Raw genomic sequence first — 25887 nt, 5'->3', positions numbered from 1 at the left:
CCACCGCTCGCGGGGCAGGTGAAGAGGAACTACCCCGGGACTGGTGACGTGCCGACCGGGTGGTCCGGTCGACCCGCCGCGGCGAGCAGGAGCGTGCGCACGTCCTGCGCGACGACGGAGCGCGCCCCGCGCAGGACCGCGAGCTCGGGGACGGCGCTCGCGAGGACCGCGCCCGTGCGCTGGTCGGTGTCGCGGAGCACGGCGGCCGTGGCCTCGGCGAGCGCCGCGCCGCACGCGACGCCCGTCGGTCCGCCGAGCACGACGGCGTCGGGCTCGAGGATCGCCACGACGGGCTGGAGCACGATCGCGACGCGGCGGGCGAGGTCCTGCACGAGCGCGTGGACGGCGTCGGTGTCGCGGTGCTCCCGGACGGCGGCGACGGCCGCGGCGTAGGGGGTGGCCTCCGTGACCCCGGGGACGCCCGTCCGGGCGCAGAGCTCGACGAGCCGCAGGCCTCCGACGAGGTCCTGCACGTTGACGGAGTCGTCGACCCCGGTGGCGGGGACCGGGAGGTAGCCGATCTCGCCGGCGCCGCCCGTGGTGCCGTGGTGGACGCGGCCGTCGAGCCACGCGCCCATGCCGATGCCCTCGCCGAGCCACAGCAGGGCGAAGCTCTGCTCGTCCCGACCGGCGTCGCGCTCGGCGATCGCGGCGAGGTTCACGTCGTTCTCGACGCGTACGTCGATGCCGAGGGCGTCCTCGAGGTGGCCCCGCAGGCCCTCGCGCGGCCAGCCCGGCAGCTCGCCGACGAGGGCGATGTCGCCGGTGCGCGGGGCGACGGCCGCCTGGACGCCGACGACGGCGGTCGCCACGCGCCCGACCGGGATGCCCGCGTCCGCGCAGGCCTCGTCGCGCGCCGTGCGGACGTCGGTCGCGGCCGCGCGGTCGGGGCCGGCGGTGACGATGGTCTCGCCGAGCGTCCGGCCGAGCGCGTCGACGACGCTCGCCCGCACGCCGTCGGGCACGACGTCGAGCGCGAGCCCGACGAGGACGTCGGTGCGTGCGGCGTACTGTGTCGCCTGCGGCCCGCGCGCACCCTGCACGGAGCCGGTCGGTTCGATGAGACCCGACTGCTCGAGCCGTGCGACGATCTGCGAGGCCGTCGGTCGGGACACTCCCGTGCTGTCGCCGATCTGGGACCGGGTGAGCGGTCCGGCGTCGAGGAGGAGCTCGAGCGCCGCGCGATCGTTGATCGTGCGGAGCAGCCCCGGCGTGCCGGGGATCCTCGACGAGGGGGGCGCGGTCATGGCGTTCCTTCGAACGGGCTTTAGGAAAGTTTCCTAATAGTGCACGCTCGACGCGGCGCGCGCAACTCGGGCGCGGTCCGAGACGTGAGACCGTCGTCCCGAGGGGTGGCGCGGCGGCGTACGCTCACCGCATGACGCGCACCATTGATCTGGCAGTCGTGGCCGGGGACGGCATCGGGACCGAGGTCGTCGAGCAGGGCCTCGCCGTGCTCGAGGCCGCCGTGGCCGGCTCGGACGTGAAGGTCTCCACGACGCCGTTCGACCTGGGTGCGCGCCGCTGGCACGCGACGGGCGAGACGCTCACCGACGCGGACCTCGAGGCGATCCGCGGCCACGACGCGATCCTCCTGGGCGCGATCGGCGACCCCAGCGTCCCGTCGGGCGTGCTCGAGCGCGGTCTGCTGCTCAAGCTCCGCTTCGCGCTCGACCACTACGTGAACCTGCGCCCGGGCAAGCTGTACCCGGGCGTCACCTCGCCCCTCGCCGACCCGGGCGAGATCGACTTCGTCGTGGTGCGCGAGGGCACCGAGGGCCCGTACGTCGGCAACGGCGGCTCGCTGCGCACCGGCACGCCCCACGAGATCGCGACCGAGGTCTCCCTCAACACGGCGTTCGGCGTCGAGCGCGTCGTGCGCGACGCGTTCGCCCGCGCCCAGGCGCGCCCGCGCAAGCACCTGACGCTCGTGCACAAGCACAACGTCCTCGTGCACGCGGGCCACCTGTGGCGCCGGACGGTCGAGGCCGTCAACGCGGAGTTCCCCGACGTCACGACGGACTACCTGCACGTCGACGCCGCCACGATCTTCCTCACGACGAAGCCGTCGCGGTTCGACGTCATCGTCACGGACAACCTCTTCGGCGACATCCTCACGGACCAGGCCGCCGCGATCACGGGCGGTATCGGCCTCGCCGCGTCCGCGAACATCAACCCGGACCGCACCGCGCCGTCGATGTTCGAGCCGGTGCACGGCTCGGCACCGGACATCGCCGGGCAGGGCAAGGCCGACCCGACCGCCACGGTGCTGTCGGTCGCGCTGCTCCTCGACCACCTGGGCCTCGGCGACGAGGCGAAGCGCGTCGAGGCGGCCGTCGCGGCCGACCTCGCCGAGCGGGGCGGCCGAGTACGCTCGACGGCCGAGGTGGGCCGCGAGCTCGCCGCTCGCGTCGCCGGCTGACACGCCGCCCGGGTCCTGCACGGACCCGGGCACCGGTTCGCCCGCAGTCCCCGCACCTCGGTCGTCATCGCCCCAGGACCGGATCCCTCCCGTTCTGACCCGGTGACGCCCTGCCGTCGTCGTGCCCTCGCGCGGATCGCCGCACGAGCCGTACGGTCGTGGAAAACTAGGCGGAGACCACCCGGGTCGCCAGGTGAAAGGCCTCATGATGAGCACCCTCGCAGCGCAGCACCAGCCGTCCTCCTCGGAGGAGGACCTCATCGCCCTGTTCGACGTCCGCCCGACGGACGCCCCGACGCCGCCCGCCGAGCGCGAGGCCGCGATTGCGGCCCCGAAGTTCGGCACGGTCTTCACGGACCACATGGCGCGGATCAGCTGGAACTCGACCGACGGGTGGGTCGACCGCCGCATCGAGAAGTACGGCCCCCTCCTGCTGGACCCGGCGACCGCCGTCCTGCACTACGCGCAGGAGATCTTCGAGGGCATGAAGGCGTACCGCCACGCCGACGGCTCGGTGTGGACGTTCCGCCCCGAGGCGAACGCGGCGCGCTTCGCGCGCTCGGCGCACCGGCTCGCACTGCCCGCGCTCTCGGTCGACGACTTCGTCGGCTCGATCACCGCGCTCGTGCGCACCGACGTGGACTGGGTCCCGTCGGGCGAGGAGGCGAGCCTGTACCTGCGTCCGTTCATGTACGCGTCGGAGGCGTTCCTCGGCGTGCGCCCGTCGCTCGAGGCCGAGTACCTGGTGATCGCGTCCCCGGTCGGTCCCTACTTCTCGGGCGGCGTGAAGCCCGTGTCGATCTGGGTCGACCGCGAGTACAGCCGCGCCGGCGCCGGCGGCACCGGTGACGCGAAGTGCGGCGGCAACTACGCCTCCAGCCTGCTCCCGCAGGTGGTCGCGCAGCAGCACGGGTGCGAGCAGGTGTGCTTCCTCGACTCCGGGACGCGCACGTTCCTCGAGGAGCTCGGCGGCATGAACGTGTTCGTCGTCAAGGCGGACGGCTCGGTCGAGACTCCCGAGCTCAGCGGCTCGATCCTCGAGGGCGTGACGCGCTCGTCGATCATCCGCCTCCTCACCGACCGCGGGCACGACGTGGTGGAGCGTCGCATCCCGCTCACCGACGTCCTCGCCGGGATCCGGGACGGCTCCGTGACCGAGGTGTTCGCGTGCGGCACGGCCGCCGTCATCACGCCGATCGGCCGCCTCGCGGGCTCCGACTTCGACCACACCATCGGTGGCGGCGAGGCCGGGACGCTCACGATGGCGGTCCGCGCCGAGCTCACGGACATCCAGACCGGGCGCGCGGCCGACCGCCACGGCTGGCTGCGCCGGCTCGCCTGAGGCGCGGCACTCCGCACCCTGCACGACGACGGGGCGCACCTCCTGCGGGAGGTGCGCCCCGTCGTCGTCGGTGGGCAGAGCGCGCGCCGCGGGCCGACGCGCGGAGCCTCAGACCGTCGCCGGCCGCACGACGATGGTGCGCCCGGCGACGCCCGCGAGCAACGACCAGACCGCGATACCGATGAGCAGGTTGATGAGTCCGGACAGGGCCGCCGCGGTGACGTCGCTCGACCAGGCGAACGGGAGCACCGCGATCACCACGATGACGAGCGCCATGATCCAGCCGAAGAACGCGCGGGGGCGCGGGGTGCTGAGGATGAGCAGGTGCAGGACCCCCGCCGCGAGGACGGCGAGGATCGCGCCGTCGATCGCCCACGCCGCCTGGCGCGACCCCGTGCCGAACAGGTCGGGCGGCGGGACGAGCGTGATCGCGAAGATGCGCTCGAAGATGATCACGCCGAGCATCCCGATGAGCGCGGCGACGAGCGCCGTCGCCGCGGCGCCCGCCCAGAACCGGCCCGCCTCGACCGCGAGGCGGGGGTCCGCGGGATTGACCGGAGGCCGTGGTTCCGGGAACCCGGCCTGCGGGTCCGTCGGGGGGATCGCGGGTGGCTGGGCGTGCTGCGGCACGGGCGGCTGCCCATACCGGCGCGTCGGGGGGTTCTGCGGGTCGTAGCCGCCCGGCGTCGGGTCGCTCATCGTCACTCCTCGGTCGGTCGCCGCCGCGCCCGAGGGCGGTGGGCGGCTCGGTGGATGGACGCTCGTGTCCATCCTCGCGGAACCTGTGGCACCATGTGCCCTGTGACACACCTCGTCTCCCAGCTCATTATCGAGTAGCGCGCCCGGTAGCACTCACCGGACGCGCAGACCTCCCGCACCCTCGGGGGGTCTTTTTGTTGCTGGGCACCACCCCCGCCCGGCGGCACGGATGCCGGGCCACCCGCCTCACGAGGGCCCCACCCGGCGTCCTGGGAGACGGACCAGAGGGACGGACGCAGCGGCGTCCGCGACACGACGAACGGCAGGAAGAGGCACCATGACCTCGGCGACGACCCCCCTGACCGGCCCCCGCGAGGCCCGGGTCTTCCACGTCTACGACACGACCCTGCGCGACGGCGCGCAGCAGGAGGGCATGAACCTCTCCGTCGCCGACAAGCTCGCCATCGCGCCGCTGCTCGACGAGCTCGGCGTCGGGTTCATCGAGGGCGGCTGGCCCGGTGCGGTCCCCAAGGACACGGAGTTCTTCCGCCGTGCGGCCAAGGAGCTCGACCTGCGCCACGCCGTGCTCGCGGCGTTCGGCTCGACCCGCAAGGCCGGCCTGCGCGCGTGGGACGACCCGCAGGTGCGGGCGCTCGTCGACTCCGAGGCGCCGGTCGTGACGCTCGTCGCCAAGTCCGACGTCCGGCACGTCGAGCGCGCGCTGCGCACGACGCCCGACGAGGGCCTCGCGATGATCACCGACACCGTGTCGTTCCTCGTGGGCGAGGGCCGCCGGGTCGTCGTCGACGCGGAGCACTTCTTCGACGGCTACCGGTACGACGCGGCGTTCACGCGGTCCGCCGTGCAGGCCGCGTTCGAGGCGGGGGCCGAGGTCGTGGCCCTGTGCGACACCAACGGCGGGATGCTGCCGATCTGGGTCGTCGAGGTCGTCGAGGAGCTGCGCGACGCCGTCGGGCTCCCGCACGGGCGCGACGCGCTCCCGGGCGACGCGCTGCTCGGCATGCACGCGCACAACGACTCGGGCTGCGCCGTGGCGAACACCCTCGCGGCCGTCGAGGCGGGCGCGGCCCACGTGCAGGGGACGGTCAACGGGTACGGGGAGCGGACGGGCAACGTCGACCTCCTCACGGTCGTCGCGAACCTCGAGCTCAAGCACGGGCTGCGGACCCTGACCGGGGAGGGCCTGGAGGAGTCCACGCGCATCTCCCACGCGATCAGCGAGATCACCAACATCTCCCCGTACGCGCGCCAGCCGTACGTCGGCGCGAGCGCGTTCGCGCACAAGGCCGGCCTGCACGCGAGCGCGATCAAGGTCGACCCCGACCTCTACCAGCACATCGACCCGACCGCGGTCGGCAACGACATCCGCATGCTCGTCTCCGACATGGCGGGCCGCGCGTCGATCGAGCTCAAGGGCCGCGAGCTCGGCTTCGACCTGTCCGGTCAGGGCGAGCTCCTCACGCGCGTGACCAACCGGGTCAAGGACGACGAGGCCAACGGGTACACCTACGAGGCGGCGGACGCCTCGTTCGAGCTGCTGCTCCGCGAGGAGATCACGGGTGAGCGCCCCCCGTACTTCCGCGTCGAGAGCTGGCGCACGATCGTCGAGCGGGCCGGGTCGCGCGGTACCGAGGCCACGGCCGAGGCGACCGTCAAGCTCCACGCCGGGGGCGAGCGCATCGTCACGACCGGCGAGGGCAACGGACCCGTCAACGCGCTCGACCACGCCCTGCGGCTCGCCCTCGGCCGCGTCTACCCCGAGATCGACGTGTTCGAGCTCATCGACTTCAAGGTCCGCATCCTCGACACCGAGCAGGGCACGGACGCGATCACGCGCGTGCTCATCGAGACGACCGACGGCTCGACGTCGTGGTCGACGGTCGGCGTCGGGCCGAACCTCATCGAGGCGGCCTGGGAGGCGTTGACCGACTCCGCGATCTACGGCCTCGTCCACGCGGGGGTCGACCCTCGCTGAGCCGTCGCCGGACGGTCGTGACCGACGTCTCCCGCCGAGCCGCCGCCCCGCGGGCTTAGGGTGGACGGGTGCGTGGTGAGTACAAGGTCCCTGGTGGCAAGCTCGTAGCGGTCGACGTCGAGGTGGAGGGCGGGCGGCTCGCCCGCGTCGCGGTGAGCGGCGACTTCTTCCTCGAGCCGGACGACGCGCTCGAGGACATCGACGGCGCGCTGACGGGCATGCCGGAGACGGCGACGGTCGCGCAGCTCGCGAGCGCCGTCCAGGGTGCGCTCGGCGAGGACGTCACGATGATCGGCTTCTCGCCGGAGGCCGTGGCCATCGCCGTCCGGCGAGCCCTCGGGCACGCGACGGGCTGGGGCGACCACACCTTCGAGATCGTGCACGAGGGCCCGGAGGAGCCGGCGATGCACCTCGCGCTCGACCAGGTGCTCACGGAGGAGCTCGACGCCGGTCGCCGGGGCCCGACGCTGCGGATCTGGGAGTGGGCGTCGCCCGCCGTGATCATCGGCTCGTTCCAGTCGCTGCGCAACGAGGTGGACCCGGAGGGCGCGGAGCGTCACGGCGTGACGGTCGTGCGCCGCATCTCCGGCGGGGGCGCGATGTTCGTCGAGCCGGGGAACACCATCACCTACTCGCTCTACGTCCCGGGCTCCCTCGTGGAGGGGCTGAGCTTCGAGCGCTCGTACGCGTTCCTCGACGACTGGGTGCTCGGCGCGCTCGCGGACGTCGGCGTCGAGGCGACGTACAAGCCGCTCAACGACATCGCGTCGCCCGCGGGCAAGATCGCGGGGGCGGCGCAGAAGCGGCTCCGTGGGGGAGCGGTGCTCCACCACGTGACGATGGCGTACGACATCGACGCCGACAAGATGCTCGAGGTGCTGCGGATCGGCCGCGAGAAGCTCTCGGACAAGGGCACGACGAGCGCGAACAAGCGCGTCGACCCGGTGCGCTCGCAGACGGGCATGGCGCGCGAGGACGTCATCGACGCGTTCAAGGCGCACTTCCGGTCGCGCTACCGCACGGTCGAGGGCAAGGTCACGCCGGAGGAGCGCGAGCGCGCGCAGGAGCTCGCGCGCACGAAGTTCTCGACGCCGGAGTGGACCGCTCGCGTCCCGTGACGCCGTCACCCGTGAGGTAGAGCCGCCGGTCGCGAGGTAGAGCTCCCGGAGCTCTACGTCGCGACCGCGAGTTCTACCTCGGCGTGGGGCGCGGGCCGAAGACGGCGGTGCCGACGCGGACGATCGTCGCGCCCTCGGCGATCGCGAGCTCCAGGTCGCCGCTCATGCCCATCGACAGCTCGCGCGCGTCTCCGGTCCCGGGAGCGCCCGAGGTCACGACGGCGTCGCGCACCTGGCGCAGGCGCGCGAAGCCCGCACGCACCACCGTCTCGTCCGGCGAGTTCGCGCCGATCGTCATGAAGCCCCGCAGGCGCAGACCCTCGAGCGCGGCGACGGCGGTCGCGAGGGCGGGGGCGTCGTCGTGCCGGACGCCCGACTTGGACTCCTCGCCGGAGACGTTGACCTGGACGAGGACGTCGAGCACCCGGCCGTCGCGCGCGGAGCGCGCCGCGAGCGCCTCGGCGAGCGCGAGCGAGTCCACGCTCTCGACGCCCGTGGCCGTCGCGAGCACCTGGTTGACCTTGTTGCGCTGCAGGTGGCCGATCATGTGGACCTCGACGCGCCCCGCGGCCACGAGGTCGGCGAGGTCGGGCGCCTTGGCGACGAGCTCCTGCACGCGGTTCTCGCCGATCAGGTCCGCGCCCGCCTCGACGACCGCGCGCACGGCGTCCGCGGGCTGCGTCTTGGTCGCCACGAGCAGCCGCACGTCCGACGGCGCGCGCCCGGCCGCGCGGGCTGCGTCGTCGACCCGGGTCCGCACCCGGGCGAGGTTCTGCGCGATCTGCGCGGGCAGCACGGACGACGGCTCGGGGAGGGGCATGCGGTCAGTCTAGGTCGGCAGGGGCGCCCGAGATCCGGGTCGTCTCAGGGTGGTCCCGGATCGGCACCGGCGGTCTGGTCGGCGAGAATGGTGGGTGAAAGGACGGTGCCGTGAAGACACTGCTCAACATCATCTGGCTCGTGTTCGCCGGGCTCTGGCTCGCCCTGGGCTACGTCCTGGCGGGCATCATCTGCTGCATCCTCATCGTCACGATCCCGTTCGGCATCGCGTCGTTCCGCATCGCGGGCTACGCGCTGTGGCCGTTCGGCCGCACGGTCGTCGACAAGCCGACCGCGGGCGCGTGGTCGACGATCGGGAACGTCATCTGGGTGGTCGTGGCCGGCATCTGGCTCGCGATCGGGCACGTCGTCACCGCGATCCCGCTGTTTGTCTCGATCATCGGCATCCCGCTCGGGATCGCGAACCTCAAGATGATCCCGGTCTCGCTCCTGCCGCTCGGCAAGGACATCGTCCCGACCGACGCCCCGTACACCGCCTACCAGCGCTGACCGACCGCGAGACAGAGGCCCGGTACGACCAGGCCTCTATCTCGCGAGGGGGGCGGCGGTGCCGTCCGTGAGGCGCAGGAGGTCCGACGGCGCGAGACCGACGTCGAGGCCGCGGCGGCCGCCCGAGACGTAGACCGTGTCGAACGCAAGCGCGGTGTCGTCGAGGAACGTGCGGTGGCGCTGCTTCTGGCCCAGGGGCGAGATACCGCCGACGACGTAGCCCGTCGCGCGCTCGGCCGCGGCCGGCTCGGCCATGCTCGCCTTCTTGCCGCCCGCCGCCTTGGCGAGGGCCTTGAGGTCGAGCTGGCGGTCGACCGGCACGATCCCCACGACGAGCGCGCCGCCGTCGACCACGGCGAACAAGGTCTTGAACACCTGCTCCGCCGGCACCCCGATCGCCGCCGCGGCCTCCAGGCCGTACGACAGGTCGCTCGACGGGTCGTGCTCGTACGGGTGCAGCGTGTGGGCGACGCCCTCGCGCTCGAGGAGCGCGACCGCGGGCGTGCCGGCGTGCGCGGACGACTTCGACTTCTTGGCCACGGGCCGATTCTGCCGCAGCGACCGGCTAGACGTTGACGTCGAGCAGCGACCCGATCGCGTAGGTCACGCCCATCGCGACCGCGCCGCCGACGACGGTCCGGACCGTGGCGCGTCGGGTCGGCGCGTTCCCGAGGCGCGCGGAGCCCCAGCCCGTGAGCACGAGCGCGAGCACGACGGCGACGAACGTGAGCGGGATGCGGATGGTCGCCGGCGCGAGGAGGATCGCCGCGAGCGGCAGCAGGCCGCCCACCGTGAACGACACGATGGAGGCGACCGCGGCCTCCCACGGGCTGGTGAGCTCGTCGGGGTCGATGTGCAGCTCGGCGTCGGCGTGCGCGGCGAGCGGGTCGCGCTCGGTGAGCTGGACGGCGACCTGGCGCGCGAGGTCCGGCGTCAGCCCCTTCGCCTCGTAGATCCCCGTGAGCTCCTCGAGCTCGGCGTCCGGCATCTCGGCGAGCTCGCGCCGCTCGGTCGCGAGCAGCGCCTTCTCGGTGTCGCGCTGCGTGCTCACGGAGACGTACTCGCCCGCTGCCATGGACAGCGCGCCCGCGAGGAGCGCCGCCCCGCCCGCCGTCGCGATGACGGGGATCGACGTGCTTGTCGCCGCGACGCCGACGACGACGCCCGCCGTCGACACGATGCCGTCGTTCGCGCCCAGGACCCCGGCGCGCAGGCGGTTGAGGCGTGACCCGGTGCTCTCGGGATGGTGGGGCTCGCCGGGGTGCCGGCCGGTGCGCGGTGCGTCGCTCATGGGTTCACCGTAGGGGCCTGCGCGCGCGCCGCGACCGGGAGCGGGGAGCGCGGCGTCGGCGTAGCGTCGGGACGTGGCGACGCGCGGCACGACGCTCCCCGGGGCGACCGGGGCCGTCGTCGTGCGCCCGGCCAACACGGTGACGTGGGACGAGCTCGCGACCGTGTTCGGCGAGCGCGGCTATCCCGCGACCTGCTGGTGCCAGCGCCAGGTGCTCGGCGACCGAGTCTGGTACCGGACGCCGCCCGAGGAGCGGGCCCGGCTCCTGCACGAGCAGACGAGCTGCGACGACCCGGGAGCGCCGACCACGAGCGGCCTCGTCGCGTTCCTCGACGGTGAGCCCGCGGGCTGGGTCGCGGTCGGACCGCGCCCGACCTACCGGCGCCTGCGGGGGAGCCCGGTCCCGTGGTCGGGGCGTGCGGCGGGCGACACGCAGGACAAGGACGACGCGGGCGTGTGGGCCGTCGCGTGCTTCGTGGTGCGCGCGGGCTTGCGCGGTTTGGGGCTGACGTACGACCTCGCGCGGGCCGCCGTCGGGTACGCGCGCGAGCACGGTGCGACGGCGGTCGAGGGATACCCGATCCTCGACCCGGCCGGCGCACCGATCACCTGGGGAGAGAACTCGGTCGGCAGCGTCCAGGCGTTCCGTGCGGCGGGCCTGGTGGAGGTGGCGCGCCCGACGACGCGACGCCGGGTCATGCGCCTCGACCTGCGTCCCGCGGACGGGTGAGGCACCGCCGCCCGGCGAATAGAGGCGACCGGCGCGCGCGACGTGGTGTCTGATCGACCCATGACGATCGAGACGCGCACCCCCGGGGTCGACGAGCTGGGCGAGGTCGTCGACGTGCTCCGCTCGTGGCAGGACGACGCCGCGCCGCTGCAGCTCCATCCCGGCGACGTGGGCTGGTACTGGCGGTTCGGCGCTCCGGCGACCGCCGCGGCGGTGCGGACGTGGCGCCGCGAGGGACGAGTGGTCGCCGTCGGGCTGCTCGACGGCCCCGACCTGCTCCGCCTGGGGATCGCGCCGGACCTGCAACGCGACGACGAGCTCGCGCGCCGCCTCGCCGACGACGCCGGTCGACCCGAGCGCGGCGTGCTGGGGGAGGGCGGGGCGTCGGTCGAGGCGCCGGTGGGAGCCCTCGTGGACGAGCACCTGTCCGCCGCGGGCTGGCGCGTCGACGAGCGGTGGGCGCTCCTGCGCCGCGACCTGGCCGCCCCGGTCGAGGACCCGGGGGTCCGGGTGCGTGAGGTGGGTCCGCCGCACGCCCCCGCGTGGGCAGAGACGCTCCGCTCGGCGTTCGGCGGGACGCGGGCCGCGCCGGAGCGCTGGCACACCCTGGCGACCGGGCTCCCGTACGCCGACGCGCGCTGCCTCGTCGTGCACGACGGCCCGCCCGACGGCGGCCAGCCCGTTCGCGGCCCGTCCGACGGCGAGGCGGCGGACGTCGGCCTGGGGCCCGCCGTGGCGGTGATCGGCGTGTGGTCGGCCGGCCCGGGCCGACCCGGGCTGATCGAGCCCATGGGGGTGCACGCCGACCGCCGCGGCCGAGGCCTCGGCCGGGCGGTCACCCTCGCCGGCCTGGCGGCGCTCCGCGAGCTGGGCGCCTCGAGCGCGCTCGTCGCGACGCCTGCGTCCAACGTCGGGGGCGTCGCCACGTACGTCTCCGCGGGCTTCACCCACCTGCCGGAGCGGTTCGACCGGCGGCGCGAGGCTGGCTGACCGCACCGCCCGCGGCGCCGGGAGTGAGACCGTCGGCGCAGGTCACGCCCCGTCCCTTACGCTGCTCGGCGTGACGCAGGGGAACTTCACGGACGACCGACCGACCACACGCGCGGAGCGCTACGAGCACGGGAGAGGAGTGTTCGGCGCGGTCAACGCGACGGCGGGCGCCGTCCTCGCGGAGGCGCTCGCGGACGTCTCGCCCGAGCTCGAGCACCAGATCTCGGCCTGGGCGTACGGGGAGATCTATGCGCGCCCGCACCTGGAGCCGCGCGACCGGCAGCTCGTCACGCTCGGGATGCTCAGCGCCCTCGGCGGGTGCGAGCCCCAGCTCGAGATCCACGTGCGCACCGCTCTCGACGTCGGCCTCACGCCGGCCGAGATCGTCGAGGCGCTCCTGCAGTCCGCGGTCTACTGCGGCTTCCCGCGGGCGCTCAACGCGACTGCCGTGGCGAAGCAGGTCTTCGCCGAGCGCGGGCTGCTGTCGGTCGACTGAGCGGGCGGGGCCCGGGGGTTCCCGGGACCGTGGCACCGACGTGAGCGCCCGGTGGCGGCGCTCGTCGCGGCGTCGGCCTACAGCGGCCCGACGGCCAGGACGGTCACGACCGGCTCGCCCGCCTCGTCGCTCGCGGCGAGGTCGACGCTCGCCGTGATCGCCCAGTCGTGGTCGCCGGCCGGGTCGTCGAGCACCTGTCGCACGAGCCACGTGCCCGCGGGGACGACCCCGCCGGGGGCGTGCTCCGCCGTCGGGCCCTCGTGGCCGGCCGGGAGCTCGGCGCCCGCTTCCACGACCCGGAACAGCGCCGCGGACCGGGCGCCGGGCCCGATGCCGACCGCGTCGTCGCCCTGGTCCTCGAACAGCGGGTCGAGCGCGTCGCCCCACGCGTCCGCGTCCCAGCCCGCGCCGCCGTCGAGCGCGCCGAGCGCGCGGTAGTCCTCGCGCGACGCGAGCTCGACGCGGCGGAACAGCGCGTTGCGCACCAGGCGCCGGAACGATCGCGGGTTGCCCGTGACCGGCCGGGTCGGGGCCTCGGCGCCCGCGCCGGACAGGGGCCCGTCGCCGACCTCGGTGTCCGCGTCGTCGTCGACCGGGTGCGCGAGGCGCTCCCACTCGTCGAGCAGCGAGGAGTCGACGCCGCGCACGAGCTCGCCGAGCCACTCGACGATCTCCTGCACCTCCTCGGTGCGGTGCTCCTCCGGGACCACCTGGCGCAGCGCGCGGTACGCGTCCGCGAGGTAGCGCAGCACGACGCCCTCCGTGCGCTCGAGCCCGTAGACGGACACGAACTCGGCGAACGTCATCGCGCGCTCGACCATGTCGCGGACCACCGACTTGGGGGAGAGCTCGGCGTCCGCGACCCACGGGTTGGACCGCTTGTACATCGCGAACGCCGGCGCGAGCAGCTCCTCGAGCGGCTTGGGCCACGTGATCTCCTCGAGCAGCGCCATGCGCTCCTCGTACTCGTACCCCTCGGCCTTCATCGCGGCCACGGCCTCGCCCTTGGCGGCGTTCTGCTGCGCGTAGAGCACCTGGCGCGGGTCGTCGAGGGTCGCCTCGATGACGGAGACGACGTCGAGCGCGTGGGTCGCGCCCTCGACGTCGAGCAGGTCCAGGGCCGCGAGCGCGAACGGCGACAACGGCTGGTTGAGCGCGAACTCGCGCGGCAGGTCGCCGACGAGCCGCACGCTCGGGCGGTAGCCCGTGGGGCGCGACGGGTCGGGCACGCGCACGCGCTCGACGATCCCGGCGACGCGCAGCGAGCGGTAGATGCGCAGCGTCTGGCGCACGTGCTCGCGGCGCTGGGTGTCGGTGTCGTGGTTCGCGAGGAGCAGGTGCCGCATCGCCTCGACCGGGTCGCGTCGCGGGTCGGACGCGTCGACCGTCCCGCGCCCGTGCTGGGCCGTGCGCGCGAGGACGTTGAGCACCATGGCGTGCGTCACGGTGAAGTGGCTGGTCAGCGGCTCGGGCTCGGCGTCGCGCAGGCGCTCGAACGTCGCGTCGGTCCAGTTGACCGAGCCCTGCGGCGCCTTCTTGCGGACGATCTTCTTGAGCTTCTTCGGGTCGTCGCCCGCCTTGGCGAGCATCTTGCGGTTCTCGATGACGTGGTCGGGCGCCATGACGAGCACCTCGCCCACGGTGTCGTACCCGGCGCGGCCCGCGCGGCCCGCGATCTGGTGGAACTCGCGCGCCGTGAGGTGGCGCATGCGCTCGCCGTCGAACTTCACGAGGCTCGTGAGCAGCACGGTGCGGATGGGCACGTTGATGCCGACGCCGAGCGTGTCCGTGCCGCACACGACCTTGAGCAGCCCCGCCTGCGTGAGGCGCTCGACGACGCGCCGGTACTTGGGCAGCATGCCCGCGTGGTGCACGCCGACGCCGTGCCGCAGGAACTTGCTCAGCGTCTTGCCGAACCCGGTGCCGAAGCGGAAGTCGCCCAGCTCGGCGGCGATCGCCTCCTTCTCGGACTTCGTCGCGACGTTCATGGACAGCAGCGACTGCGCGCGCTCGACGGCGTCCTTCTGCGTGAAGTGCACGACGTACACGGGCGCGCGGCGCGTGCTGACGAGCTCCTCGATGACCTCCGTCAGCGGCTCGACGACGTAGCTGAAGTGCAGCGGGACCGGCCGTTCGGCCGTGGTGACCTCGGCGACGGGGCGCCCCGTGCGCTCTTCGAGCTCCTCGACGAACCGCGTGGTGTCGCCGAGCGTCGCGGACATGAGCAGGAACTGGGTGTTCGGCAGCTCGAGCAGGGGGACCTGCCACGCCCAGCCGCGCTGCGGGTCGGCATAGAAGTGGAACTCGTCCATGACGACCTGGGAGATCGCGTCGTCGTCGACAGGTCCGTCGGCGGCACCGTCGCCGCCGCCGCGGCGTAGCGCGATGTTCGCGAGGATCTCGGCCGTGCAACAGATGATCGGGGCGTCGGGGTTCACGGCGGAGTCGCCCGTCGTCATGCCCACGTTCTTGGACCCGAACGCCGCGACGAGCGCGAAGAACTTCTCGCTGACCAGCGCCTTGAGCGGCGCCGTGTAGTACGTGCGGCCGCCGCGTCCCGACCGGTGCGCGGCGAGCGCGGCGAACTGCGCGCCCATCGCGACGAGCGACTTCCCCGAGCCGGTGGGCGTCGAGAGGATGACGTGCGAGCCGGTGACCAGCTCGATGAGCGCCTCGCTCTGGTGCGGGTACAGCGCCAGCCCCTGCTCGGTCGCCCAGGTGGTGAACCCCTCGTAGAGCGCGTCCGGGTCGGGGGCCTTGCCCGTCGGGGCGGGCACGTGCGCGAGGAGAGCCGGGGTGCGGCCGGTCGTGGTGGTCACGGGACGAGTCTGTCAGGTGTGGAGCGCCGGGGACGTCGGCCGGGCCTGTCAAGCGCCGCGCCGGCCCGCCTGGGGCTCGGCACGTGCCGGACCCGTGGACGAGGGCCCGTCGAACCCGGGGTTGTTCCCCGGTTCGCGGCTGGACTGGGGAACAACCCCGGGTTCGGCTGTGGTGCGAGATGGGCGCGGAGGGTTGATAGCGCTGTCAACTTGTGCGAGGGTGTGCCGCGGGACCGGCGTCGTGGCCGGTCCCGGCCTCCGAGTCATCGACGACCACCGACCCCACGCCGCCGTGGGACCAAGGGGAGCACCACATGCGGGCAGACAGCGCTGTCAACGCTGATCGCGATCCATTCTCGGCACGCACCGGACCAGCACGCTCTCGTCCGTCGCGTCCTGGCGGACGTCGGCGTCGGGCGGGCGCCGTCGTCGCCCTCGCCACCGCGGCGAGCCTCGCGCTCCCGCTGGCCGCGTACGCGGCGCCCGGGTTCGCGGCGTCGCCCACGACCGCCGCCGGGACGGAGGCAGCGACGGGGTCCGATGCCGCCGCTGCCGCCGTCGACGGCCCGCTGGTCGACTACGTCAACCCGTTCATCGGGACCAAGGACGACGGCAACACCTACCCGGGCGCCGCCGTCCCGTTCGGCATGGTGCAACTCTCGCCGGACAACGGCCACAACGTCGGGTACGACTACGACCGCACGTCGGTGCGCGGGTTCTCGCTCGTGCACCTGTCGGGCGTCGGCTGCGGCCTCGGCGGCCCGCTCCCGACCCTCCCGACGACCGGCCCGATCGCCTCGACCGACTACGGCCAGTACGCGCTCGGCTTCTCGCACGACGACGAGGAGGCCTCGCCGGGGTACTACCGCGTCGGCCTCCAGGCGGCCGCAGGCACGATCGAGGCCGAGCTCACCGCGACCGCGCGCACGGGTGTCCAGCGGTACACGTTCCCCGCGACGGCGCAGGCCAACGTCCTGCTCAACGCCGGCCAGGCGCTCAACCGCGTGACGGAGTCCGACGTGCGCGTCGTCGACGACCGCACGGTCGAGACCCGGATCACCGTGCGCGGCTTCTGCCAGGACACCGAGCCGCAGACGATCTGGACCCGCACGACCTTCGACCGCCCCTTCGTCGCGCACGGCACGTGGGACGGCTCGACCGTCACCGCGGGCTCGGACGCCGCGTCCGGTGGCGAGGGTCGGCGCGGCGCGTACGTCACGTTCGACACGACCGGCGGCGACCTCGACGTCGAGGCCGTCACCTCGATGAGCTACGTCGGCGCCGACGGCGCCGCGGCGAACCTCGCCGCCGAGGCGGGGACGTTCGACGCCGTGCACGACGCCGCGCGCTCGGCCTGGGAGGAGCGCCTCGGGCTCGTGCAGGTCGCGCAGGGGGCACAGGACGACCTGCGCACCTTCTACTCCTCGCTCTACCGCAGCTTCCTCGCGCCCAACGTCGGCTCCGACGTCGACGGGCGCTACCGCGGCTGGGACCAGGAGGTCCACGCCGCCGAGAGCGACGCGGGCGGGCCCTTCACCTACTACCAGAACTACTCGCTCTGGGACACGTACCGGACCCAGCAGCAGCTCCTCTACCTGCTCGCCCCCGACGAGTCGGCCGACATGGCGCTCTCGCTCGTGCGCCAGGGCCAGCAGGGCGGCTGGCTGCCGCGCTGGGGCTACGGCACGGTCGAGACGAACATCATGACCGGCGACCCGGCGACGCCGTTCCTCGTCAGCGCCTGGCGGCAGGGCTTGCTCGCGGGCCACGAGGAGGAGGCCTACGCCGTCCTGCAGCAGAACGCCGACGGCGTCCCGCCCGCGGACTCGCCGTACAACGGACGCGCGGCGAACGTCGAGTACCTGCGCGACGGGTTCGTCCCGCACGAGCCCGCGCGCTCGGGCAAGCCGGGCGACTACGACCTCCAGCACGGCGCCTCGGCGACCATGGAGTACGCCCTCGCAGACGCGATGCTCTCGACCATGGCGCGCGGCCTCGGCCACGACGAGGACGCCGACCGCTACGCCGCCCGCGGCCAGAGCTACCGCAACGTGTTCGACCCGCGCACGGGCAACTTCCGGGCGCGTAACGCCGACGGGTTCTTCGTGGGCGACGCGGACCCCGCGCACTCCGACGGGTTCCACGAGGGCACGGCCGTGCAGTACCAGTGGCTCGCGCAGCAGGACGTCCCCGGCCTGTTCGACCTCATGGGCGGCACCGACGCCGCGATCGACCGTCTCGACGCGTTCTTCGCGTACGACGAGCTCGTCGCCGACCCCGCGCGCGTCGCGAGCGAGGTCTGGGTCAACGGCACGTACGACTACTACGGCTGGGAGACCTACAACCCGAACAACGAGCCGAACCTCCACGCGCCGTACGTCTATCTGTGGACGGGCCAGCCGTGGAAGACGACGGACGTCGTGCGGGCCGCGGCGACGCTCTTCACCGACGGCCCCGACGGCGTGACGGGCAACGACGACCTCGGCACGATGTCCGCATGGCACGTGCTGTCGTCGATCGGCGTGTACCCGATCGTGCCGGGCACCGACCTGTGGGGCCTGACGACCCCGCTGTTCGACGACGTGACGATCACGCTCGACCCCGAGGTCTTCGGCCGCGACACGCTGCACCTCACGGCCGACGGCGTCGCGCCGGACGCGCACTACACGCGGTCCGTGTCGCTCGGCGGCGAGCCGCTCGACCGCGCGTGGGTCACGGGCGACGAGCTCACCGCGGCCGGCACGCTCGACGTGACCGTGGGCACCGAGCCGTCCGCGTGGGCGACCGACCCCGCCGCCTCGCCGGGCGCTGTCGTGCCCGCGGACGGCACGGTCGAGCGCCTGTTCGTCGGGGCGACGCCGCGGCAGCCGGTCCTCGCGCCGGGCGGGCAGACCGACGTCGCCGTCCAGGTCGTCGCCCAGGGCGCGGGGACGTCCAGCGGGACCCTGGAGGTGACGTCCGACGGCGCGGTCACCGCGACGACCGACCTCGCCGACTGGACCGCGGAGTCCGACGGCCTGCCCGCCACGGTCGAGGGCACGGTCACGCTCGCCGCGCCCGCGGACGCCGAGCCGGGGCTCCACACCGTGCGGCTCGTCGTGCGCGACGCCGCGGGCACCGAGGCGGTGCGCGAGGTGCAGGTCGTGGTGTCCGGCGAGTCGTGGATCGCGGACGCGTTCGACAACGTCGGCATCGGCGACGCCGGGGCGGCCAACGCGAACCTCGACGGCTCGGGCGCCTACCTCCTGCGCGACCTGCTCGCCGACCTCGGGGCCGTCCAGGGACTGGAGCTCACCGTGCCGGGCACGGACCTCACCTACACGCTCGGGGCCCCGCCGGCGGGCGCGCCCGACAACGTCGCCGCGAGCGGCGAGGTCCTCGAGGTGCCCGAGCACCTGCGCTCGGCCCGCCACCTCTCGGTGGTCGGGACGAGCACGCACGGCACGCACGGGGGAGGCCTCGTGCTCGGGTTCGCCGACGGGACGTCGCAGACCGTCGACGTGCGCCTCAGCGACTGGTGCACGGGCTCGCCCGAGCCCGGCAACATCACGGTCGCGAAGGCCGGGGCGCGCGGCGACCGCGAGAACGTGCAGAAGATCGGCTGCGGGCTCTACGCCACCGCGCCCGTCGCGATCCCGGAGGGCAAGGTCCTGACGTCGGTCACGCTGCCGAGCGACGAGCGTTTCCACGTGTTCGCGATCGCGACCGACGCGACCGGGGTCGTCCCCGCGCCGCAGGTCGAGGTCACGGCGCGGGCCCGCTGCCTCGGCGGCAAGGCGTTCGTCGCGGTGCGCGCGCTCAACACCGGCGAGCAGCCCGCCGCGATCGAGCTCGCGACCCCGTACGGCTCGAAGCTCTACGGTGACGTGGCCCCCGGGGCGAACGCGTACCAGTCGTTCGCCACCCGCGCCCCCTCCGTCGAGGCGGGCGAGGTCACGGTGACCGTGACGACGCCCGACGGCGAGCCCCAGCAGGTCACGGCCGCGTACGACGCCGCCGCCTGCTCCTGATCGACGGTGGCGCGGGGCCGTACGGTCCCGCGCCACCGTCCTCCACGCTCCTTCCCGCTCCTTCCCGCTCCTTCGTCCCGTAAGGACCCGCATGTCTCGAACACGTCCTGCGCGCACCACTGTGCGGCGCACCGTCGCCGCGCTCTCCGCCACGGCGGTCCTGGCCGCCGGCCTCTCGCTCGCCCCCGCCGTCGGCCTCGCGGTGCCGGCGGTCGCGGCCGCACCCGACCTCGTCGAGGACCCCGTCTCCTTCGTCGACCCGTTCGTCGGCACCGGCCAGGCCACGGGCGTCGTCGGGGAGATCAACAACTTCCCCGGGCCGTCGATGCCGTTCGGCATGATGCAGCTCTCGCCCGACACGCAGGTCTCCGTGGGCAACGGCGACAAGGCGTACGCGGGCTACCGCTACTCGCACCAGGCGATCCGCGGCTTCTCCATGACCCACGCGGCCGCCGGGTGCTGGATCTTCGGCGACGTCCCCATCCTCCCGGTGACGGGCGACGTCGGGCAGTACCCGTGGGACCGCAAGGAGGCGTTCAGCCACGACGCGGAGAGTGCCGAGGTCGGCCGGTACGCGGTCACGCTCCAGTCGTCGGGGATCGAGGCGGAGCTGTCGGCCGCGACCCGCTCGGGCGGGCTGACGTTCGACTACCCCGAGGGCGGTGCCGCGTCGCAGGTGATCGTCAACGCCGCGGGCTCGCTCGCGAGCGTGCGCAACGCGACGGTCGAGGTCGAGGACGCGCGCACGGTCACCGGCTCGGTGACGAGCGGCGGGTTCTGCGGCAAGAACAACACCCACACGACGTACTTCGCGATCGAGCTCGACCAGGACGCGCAGGCGTTCGGCACGTGGCAGGGCTCGACCGTCTCGCCCGGCGACCCGTCGGCCGACGGCAACGGCGCGGGCGCGTGGCTCACCTTCGCGCCCGGCGCGACGGTGCACGCGAAGGTCGGCATGTCCTACGTGAGCGTCGAGGGCGCGCGCGCCAACCTCGCGGCCGAGATCCCGGACTTCGACTTCGACGCCGTCCGGGACGCCAACCGCGCCGCCTGGTCCGACCTGCTCGGCAAGGTCCGCGTCGCGGGACAGGACGCCGACGACCTCACCATGTTCTACACGTCGCTCTACCACTCGCTGCTGCACCCGAACACGTTCACCGACGTGGACGGCCGGTACGTCGGGTTCGACGGGGAGATCCACCAGGCCCCCGAGGGGCACGAGCGGTACGCGAACTTCTCCGACTGGGACACGTACCGGTCGCTCGGCGCACTCCAGGCGCTGCTGGCGCCCGACCGCGCGTCGGACATGGCGCAGTCGCTCGTCGAGGTCGCCGACCAGTCCGGCTGGCTGCCGCGCTGGCCCGTCGCGAACCAGCACACGGGCCAGATGACCGGTGACTCCTCGGTGCCGCTCATCGCGAGCATGTACGCGTTCGGGGCGCGCGACTTCGACGCGGAGTCGGCGCTCGCGCACATGGTCAAGGGCGCGACGAGCGCCGCCCCGACCGCGAACGGCTACGTGCAGCGGCGCGGGATCGAGACGTACCTCGAGCGCGGCTACGCGCCGCAGACCGAGGAGTTCCGGGGCGACCACCGCGTCGTCGGCGCGTCGATCACGCTCGAGTGGTCCATCGCCGACTTCGCGATCGGGCAGCTCGCGGCCGCGCTCGGCCAGGACGACGTCGCCACCGAGTACGCGGCGCGCGGCCAGTGGTGGCAGAACGTCCACGACCCCGTGACCCGCACGGCGGGCGCCCGCAACGAGGACGGGACGTTCGTGCGGTCGCAGGGTGGCGGCGGGTTCGGGCAGGAGGGCTTCGACGAGGGCAACGCCGAGCAGTACACGTGGCTCGTGCCGCAGAACGTCGCGGCGCTCACCGAGGCGCTCGGCGGGCGCGAGGCCACCGCGGCGCGGCTCGACGCGTTCACCGCGCAGCACAACGCCGGACCCAACGAGCCGTACCTGTGGATCGGCAACGAGCCGAACTTCGGCGTCCCGTGGCTGTACGACTACGTGGGCCAGCCCTGGCGCACGAGCGAGCTCGTGGACGAGCTCACGTCCACGCTGTTCCGCCCCGAGCCGAACGGCAAGCCGGGCAACGACGACCTCGGCGCCCAGGCCGGCTGGTACGTGTGGGCCGCGATGGGCCTGTACCCGACCACGCCGGGCACGGACGTGCTCGCGCTCAACGCGCCGCGCTTCGACCGCGTCGTGGTCGACCTCGGCGAGGGCGAGACCCTCGACCTGCGCGCCCCCGGCGCCTCGACCGGCGCACGGTACATCAGCGGCGTCACGGTCGACGGAGCGGCCTGGGACGGGACCTCGCTGCCGCGCCACGTCGCGCACGACGGCGGCGTCGTCGAGCTCGCGATGTCGGCCGAGCGCGACACGACGTGGGGGACCGCGGTCGCGGACGCCCCGCCGTCGTGGCGCGACGGCGAGTCCTCCGTGGTCGCCGCCGCGGACCCGGGCCTCGTGACGGTCGCACCCGGCGGGTCCGCCGACGCGTCGGTGGCCGTGCAGCTCTTCGGCGCCGACGCCGCGGACGTGCGCGTCGCGGTCGACGCTCCTGACGGCATCGGGGTCGGCGAGCCCGCGCTCGTCGACGACGGCTCGGGCCACCTCACCGGGACGGTCCCCGTCCAGGTGGGTGCCGGCGTCGCGTCCGGCTACCACGACGCGCGCCTCGTGCTCTCGGCCGGGGACGACGACGTCGAGGTGCCCCTCACCGTCCTCGTCGCCGCGCCCGGGTCGCTCGTCGCGGCCTACGACACGGTCGGCACCGCGCCCGAGGCGAACCGCGGCGTCGGGAACTTCGACGCGGCCGGCAACTCGTTCTCGCGCGAGGCGCTCGCCGACGCGGGTCTCACGCCCGGGTCGGCGCACGACGTCGACGGCCTGGCGTTCACGTGGCCGTCCTCACCCGTGGGGCGCCCGGACTCGGTCACGCTCACCGGCGAGACCGTGCGGCTCGACGCGCCGACGAGCCGGCTCGCGTTCGTGGGCGCCGCGACCGACGGGACCCATCGCGGGAGCGCGGTCGTGACGTTCGACGACGGCAGCACCGCGACCACGACGATCGGCTTCGGCGACTGGGTGCTGCCGAGCGCGGACGGCTCGCCGGTCGAGGGCAACTCGGTCGTCGCGCAGATGAACCGGCGCAACGGCGACAAGGACAGCGCGTTCGTGTTCGCCACCGCCCCGTACACCGCGCCCGAGGGCCGCCGCGTGGTCGCGGTGACGTTCCCCGACGTCGACGACCTGCACGTCTTCGCGATCGCGACCGAGCCGGCCGCGGACGTGCACCTCGTGGACGTGACGGTCTCCCCGCGCTGCCTCGCCGGGACCCCGTACGTGGCGGTGCGCGCGGCGAACGTCTCCGCCGGGGCCGTCGACGTCGACCTCACGACGGGCGTGGGCTCGCGGTCCTTCACGGCCGTCGCCCCCGGCGCCAACGCCTACCAGTCGTTCGCCGCCCGCGGCGCGACCGGGGACGTCGACGTCACCGTCACGGCCACGGGGGAGGAGGGGACGCAGACGGTCACGCAGACCGTCGTCGCCCCGCGCTGCTCCTGACCGACGGCGGGCACGCACCGACCGCCCGATGCGTGCCCGCCGTCGCGCTCGACCGCAGTACCCGCACGACCGCAGTACCCGCACGACCGCAGTACCCGCACGACCGCACGACCGGTCTCACCGACCGCACCGACGCACGACCGACATCGACGAGAGGGACGACCCATGACCGGTACGACGACGTACCCGGCCCCGCGACCCCGCGACCGCCGGACACCCGCGCCGCTCGCCCTGCTGGCGGCGCTCACGACGCTCGCGCTCGTGCTCGCCGCGGCGCTCCAGGCGCCCGCGGCGCGCGCCGCGGAGGCGTTCACGCCGACCGAGGTGGTCGGCGCCGGCACGACCTGGCGCTACCTGGACGACAACACCGACCCAGCCGCGGGGGACGCGGACCGGACGGTGTGGGCCGACCCGGCGTTCGACGACGCGGCGTGGAAGTCCGGCCGACCGGGCTTCGGCGCGGTCAACGGGACCGCGAGCGGCATCGGCGGCGGCAACACCATCACCACGCTGCTGGGCTACTGGATCACGCAGACCCCCAAGGTCGTCGTGCCCGCGTACTTCTTCCGCACGACCGTCACCCTCGACGAGGCCACGCTCGACGAGATCACCGGCCTGCGCGGCACGCTCGTCTACGACGACTCGGCCACCGTGTACGTCAACGGCGAGCGCGTCGCCGGGTGGGGCGACTCGATGATCACCCGCAACCTGCAGTACCAGGACAAGGCCGGCGCGACCGCGCCGCTGCGCGAGACCCTCGTCATCCCGGCCGACGTGCTCGTCCCGGGAGAGAACACGATCGCGGTCGAGATCCACCAGTGCAACGAGACGAGCTCGGACGTCTTCTTCTCCCTCGCGCTCTCCACCACCGACGACCCGTCGATGCCGTTCCCGCAGGACGTCCTCGACCGGACCTACGCGTCCGACGCGACGCCGTCGGCCCCGGCCGGGCAGGACTGGTTCACCTGGATGCTGCGCGGGTTCGCCGACCTGCGCGCGAACCACCCGGAGATCCTCTCGCCCAACGAGCCGGGCCAGCCCACGAGCGCCAACGACCTCGGCTCGCTCGCACGCAACAACGCGTACGTCGCCGGCGACCCGCAGGTGCAGCGCGCCCTGACCGACGGGCGTGGCTCGGCGTACGAGACCATGGCGGACGCGCTCGGCAGCGAGCTGGGGCCGATCTACCGCGACGCGCTCGCCGACGGTCGCCTCCCCAAGACGAAGGCCCTGCTGTCCGGGCGCGTCGAGAAGTCGGTCGGCAACCACGAGCCCGCCAAGGCCGCGTACGACTACAAGCGGCCGTTCGTCCGCCTCGGCTTCACGTCGGCCGGCGGTCACGTCAACGCGTTCGAGACCTCCGGCAGCTACGAGGGGCTGCGCAACAACGGCTCGTTCCCCAGCGGGCACACCAACCACGGCTACGCGCAGGGCACCGTGCTCGCCACGCTCCTGCCGGAGCTCGCGCCGCAGATCCTCGCGCGCGCGTCCGAGTACGGCGACAACCGCCTCGTGCTCGGCTTCCACTACCCGCTCGACGTCATGGGCGGCCGCATGGCGGGGCAGAACATCGCGCAGCTCCGCTGGTCCGACCCCGCGTTCCGCGTGCTCCTCGAGCAGGCCCGGACCGAGCTCGTCACCGTGCTCGAGCGGGCGTGCGGCGACGAGATCGCGGTGTGCGCGCAGGACCAGGTGCCCTACCTCCCCACGGACCAGGCGCTCGCGGTCTACGACCAGCGCCTCACGTACGGGTTCCCGCGCGTCGGGGAGGAGGGCCGGGAGGTCCAGGTGCCCGCGGGCGCCGAGGACCTGCTGCGCACGGCGTTCCCCGACCTCACGGGCGACCAGCGCCGCCTCGTCCTCGCCGCGACCGCGCTCGACTCGGGGTATGCGCTCGACGTCGCGGGCGAGGCCGAGTGGCAGCGCCTCGACCTCGCGGCCGCCATGGCGGCGGACGTCGTCGTGAACGCCGACGGCACGCTCACCGTGGACGGCGAGGTCGTCGGCGAGCCGACGGCGCCGCTCGTCGACGTCGAGGCGTCCGCGCGCTGCCTCGCCGGGGCGCCGTACGTCGCGGTCCGCGCCCGGAACGTGTCCGACGGCGCGCTCGCCGTCACGCTCGTCACCGGCGCCGGGGAGAAGACCTTCGCCGCGGTGGCCGCCGGCGCGAACGCGTACCAGTCGTTCGCGGTGCGCGGCGTGGAGACGGGCGCGGACGTGCCCGTGACCGTCACGGCGACCGGCCCGGGCGGCGCGACCCAGGAGGTCGCGCGGGACGTCGTCGTCCCGGCCTGCGGCTGACGGACGGACCCGGGAGGCGCCGAGGGAACGCCTCCCGGGTCACTTCCGGGCGCCTCCCGGGTCGCTTCCCGGACGCCTCCCGAGCCAGGTCGCCCGGTCGACAAGACTGCCTGGCGTCCCGTCGAGGTCTCGGGCACGCTGGTGCCCCCAGGGCGACGACGGAGGCGCAGTGACCGAGGAGTACCAGGGCAGGCCCGCGACGCACGCGGAGACGCCGCAGGAGTGGCGCGCGTGGCTCGCCGCGCACCACGACGACCCGGAGCCGGGGGTGTGGCTGCTCACCTGGCGCCGCGAGAGCGGCCGCACGACCTACGGGTACGAGCCCTGGATCGAGGAGGCGCTGTCCTACGGCTGGATCGACGGCCAGGCCGCGACGGTCGACGCCGACCGGCACGCGCTGTGGTTCACGCGCCGTCGACGGGGGAGCCGGTGGACCCGGCTGAGCAAGGAGCGCGTCGCGCGGATCGAGGCGGACGGGCGCATGACCGACGCCGGACGCGCCGTCGTGGAGGCGGCGCAGGCCGACGGGTCGTGGACGCGGCACGACGACGCCGAGGCCCTCGTGGTGCCCGACGACCTCGCCGCGGCGCTCGCGGAGCGGCCCGGCGCCCGTGAGCGCTTCGACGCGTTCACGCCCGGCGTCCGGCGCTCGATCCTCGGCTGGATCGTCGAGGCGAAACGGCCCGAGACCCGTGCGCGCCGGATCGCGGAGACCGCCGAGCAGGCCGAGCAGGGCGTCGCGGCCCACCAGCCGCGCCGCTGACGCG

The 25887-nt window shown here is 74.0% G+C and carries 18 protein-coding genes; 12 read left to right on the top strand and 6 right to left on the bottom strand.

Translation table 11 applies throughout. The features are described 5' to 3' along the window. Positions 1-29: 29 nt before the first annotated feature. Positions 30-1247, bottom strand: a complete 1218-nt coding sequence (locus tag NF338_RS10665) for an ROK family transcriptional regulator (protein WP_264030742.1) — start codon at positions 1245-1247, stop codon at positions 30-32. 131 nt (positions 1248-1378) lie between these two features. On the opposite strand from NF338_RS10665, the gene NF338_RS10660 reads away from it, so the two are divergent. Both NF338_RS10660 and NF338_RS10655 read left to right on the top strand, forming a co-directional pair. Next, positions 1379-2422, top strand: a complete 1044-nt coding sequence (locus NF338_RS10660) for a 3-isopropylmalate dehydrogenase (RefSeq protein WP_264030741.1) — start codon at positions 1379-1381, stop codon at positions 2420-2422. Between the two features lie 208 nt (positions 2423-2630). After that, positions 2631-3764: a branched-chain amino acid aminotransferase gene (locus NF338_RS10655; protein ID WP_264030740.1), complete on the top strand. Its 1134-nt coding sequence runs from the start codon at positions 2631-2633 to the stop codon at positions 3762-3764. Between the two features lie 108 nt (positions 3765-3872). Here NF338_RS10655 and NF338_RS10650 read toward each other — a convergent pair whose 3' ends face one another. Then, on the bottom strand, positions 3873-4463 hold the full coding sequence (locus tag NF338_RS10650; RefSeq protein WP_087472440.1) for a hypothetical protein: 591 nt from the start codon (positions 4461-4463) through the stop codon (positions 3873-3875). 337 nt (positions 4464-4800) lie between these two features. Here NF338_RS10650 and cimA point away from each other — a divergent pair, with 337 nt between their 5' ends. Next, the gene (cimA, locus tag NF338_RS10645; protein ID WP_264030739.1) at positions 4801-6459 is read left to right on the top strand and encodes a citramalate synthase; all 1659 of its coding nucleotides are present in this window, start codon (positions 4801-4803) and stop codon (positions 6457-6459) included. A gap of 68 nt (positions 6460-6527) precedes the next feature. Beyond that, positions 6528-7577, top strand: a complete 1050-nt coding sequence (locus NF338_RS10640) for a biotin/lipoate A/B protein ligase family protein (protein ID WP_264030738.1) — start codon at positions 6528-6530, stop codon at positions 7575-7577. Between the two features lie 73 nt (positions 7578-7650). Here the strand turns inward: NF338_RS10640 and NF338_RS10635 are convergent, their stop codons facing one another. Beyond that, the gene (locus NF338_RS10635; RefSeq protein ID WP_264030737.1) at positions 7651-8397 is read right to left on the bottom strand and encodes a YggS family pyridoxal phosphate-dependent enzyme; all 747 of its coding nucleotides are present in this window, start codon (positions 8395-8397) and stop codon (positions 7651-7653) included. A 110-nt stretch (positions 8398-8507) separates the two neighbouring features. Here NF338_RS10635 and NF338_RS10630 point away from each other — a divergent pair, with 110 nt between their 5' ends. Then, positions 8508-8906, top strand: coding sequence for a YccF domain-containing protein (locus NF338_RS10630; protein WP_047232538.1), 399 nt, complete (start codon positions 8508-8510; stop codon positions 8904-8906). Positions 8907-8942: 36 nt separating this feature from the next. Here NF338_RS10630 and ybaK read toward each other — a convergent pair whose 3' ends face one another. Further along, entirely contained in the window at positions 8943-9446 is a 504-nt protein-coding gene (gene ybaK / locus NF338_RS10625) for a Cys-tRNA(Pro) deacylase (RefSeq protein ID WP_264030736.1), read from the bottom strand. A 25-nt stretch (positions 9447-9471) separates the two neighbouring features. Next, positions 9472-10197, bottom strand: a complete 726-nt coding sequence (locus tag NF338_RS10620) for a VIT family protein (RefSeq protein ID WP_264030735.1) — start codon at positions 10195-10197, stop codon at positions 9472-9474. Between the two features lie 73 nt (positions 10198-10270). Between NF338_RS10620 and NF338_RS10615 the strand changes: the two genes are divergently transcribed. The 3 genes from NF338_RS10615 to NF338_RS10605 all read left to right on the top strand — a co-directional run bounded on the left by NF338_RS10615 (position 10271) and on the right by NF338_RS10605 (position 12413). Beyond that, positions 10271-10927: a GNAT family N-acetyltransferase gene (locus tag NF338_RS10615; protein WP_264030734.1), complete on the top strand. Its 657-nt coding sequence runs from the start codon at positions 10271-10273 to the stop codon at positions 10925-10927. A 60-nt stretch (positions 10928-10987) separates the two neighbouring features. Next, entirely contained in the window at positions 10988-11917 is a 930-nt protein-coding gene (locus NF338_RS10610) for a GNAT family N-acetyltransferase (protein ID WP_264030733.1), read from the top strand. Between the two features lie 70 nt (positions 11918-11987). After that, positions 11988-12413 carry a carboxymuconolactone decarboxylase family protein gene (locus NF338_RS10605; protein ID WP_264030732.1) on the top strand — a complete coding sequence of 142 codons (426 nt, stop codon included), beginning with the start codon at positions 11988-11990 and terminating at the stop codon, positions 12411-12413. Positions 12414-12490: 77 nt separating this feature from the next. On the opposite strand, the gene NF338_RS10600 is transcribed toward NF338_RS10605, so the two are convergent. Beyond that, the gene (locus NF338_RS10600) at positions 12491-15232 is read right to left on the bottom strand and encodes a DEAD/DEAH box helicase (RefSeq protein ID WP_264030731.1); all 2742 of its coding nucleotides are present in this window, start codon (positions 15230-15232) and stop codon (positions 12491-12493) included. 314 nt (positions 15233-15546) lie between these two features. Between NF338_RS10600 and NF338_RS10595 the strand changes: the two genes are divergently transcribed. The 4 genes from NF338_RS10595 to NF338_RS10580 all read left to right on the top strand — a co-directional run bounded on the left by NF338_RS10595 (position 15547) and on the right by NF338_RS10580 (position 25883). Beyond that, positions 15547-19242, top strand: coding sequence for a GH92 family glycosyl hydrolase (locus NF338_RS10595; RefSeq protein WP_264030730.1), 3696 nt, complete (start codon positions 15547-15549; stop codon positions 19240-19242). A 91-nt stretch (positions 19243-19333) separates the two neighbouring features. Next, positions 19334-22819, top strand: coding sequence for a GH92 family glycosyl hydrolase (locus NF338_RS10590; RefSeq protein ID WP_264030729.1), 3486 nt, complete (start codon positions 19334-19336; stop codon positions 22817-22819). A gap of 165 nt (positions 22820-22984) precedes the next feature. Then, positions 22985-25120: an acid phosphatase gene (locus tag NF338_RS10585; protein WP_264030728.1), complete on the top strand. Its 2136-nt coding sequence runs from the start codon at positions 22985-22987 to the stop codon at positions 25118-25120. 169 nt (positions 25121-25289) lie between these two features. Then, positions 25290-25883 (top strand): YdeI/OmpD-associated family protein, encoded by a 594-nt coding sequence (locus NF338_RS10580; protein WP_264030726.1) that lies wholly within the window; start codon positions 25290-25292, stop codon positions 25881-25883. Positions 25884-25887 lie beyond the last annotated feature (4 nt).

Source organism: Cellulosimicrobium sp. SH8 (assembly GCF_025818875.1).
Taxonomy (GTDB): Bacteria; Actinomycetota; Actinomycetes; order Actinomycetales; family Cellulomonadaceae; genus Cellulosimicrobium; species Cellulosimicrobium cellulans_D.
The sequence above is the reverse complement of the archived record's forward strand: the minus strand, read 5'-3'. Positions and strand labels throughout refer to the sequence as shown.

Coding starts and splice junctions, on each gene's coding strand:
- NF338_RS10635 (WP_264030737.1), bottom strand. CDS start 8,397: ATGCCCCTCCCCGAGCCGTCGTCCGTGCTGCCCGCGCAGATCGCGCAG.
- NF338_RS10590 (WP_264030729.1), top strand. CDS start 19,334: ATGTCTCGAACACGTCCTGCGCGCACCACTGTGCGGCGCACCGTCGCC.
- NF338_RS10665 (WP_264030742.1), bottom strand. CDS start 1,247: ATGACCGCGCCCCCCTCGTCGAGGATCCCCGGCACGCCGGGGCTGCTC.
- NF338_RS10620 (WP_264030735.1), bottom strand. CDS start 10,197: ATGAGCGACGCACCGCGCACCGGCCGGCACCCCGGCGAGCCCCACCAT.
- NF338_RS10595 (WP_264030730.1), top strand. CDS start 15,547: ATGCGGGCAGACAGCGCTGTCAACGCTGATCGCGATCCATTCTCGGCA.
- NF338_RS10585 (WP_264030728.1), top strand. CDS start 22,985: ATGACCGGTACGACGACGTACCCGGCCCCGCGACCCCGCGACCGCCGG.
- cimA (WP_264030739.1), top strand. CDS start 4,801: ATGACCTCGGCGACGACCCCCCTGACCGGCCCCCGCGAGGCCCGGGTC.
- NF338_RS10660 (WP_264030741.1), top strand. CDS start 1,379: ATGACGCGCACCATTGATCTGGCAGTCGTGGCCGGGGACGGCATCGGG.
- NF338_RS10650 (WP_087472440.1), bottom strand. CDS start 4,463: ATGAGCGACCCGACGCCGGGCGGCTACGACCCGCAGAACCCCCCGACG.
- NF338_RS10655 (WP_264030740.1), top strand. CDS start 2,631: ATGAGCACCCTCGCAGCGCAGCACCAGCCGTCCTCCTCGGAGGAGGAC.
- NF338_RS10610 (WP_264030733.1), top strand. CDS start 10,988: ATGACGATCGAGACGCGCACCCCCGGGGTCGACGAGCTGGGCGAGGTC.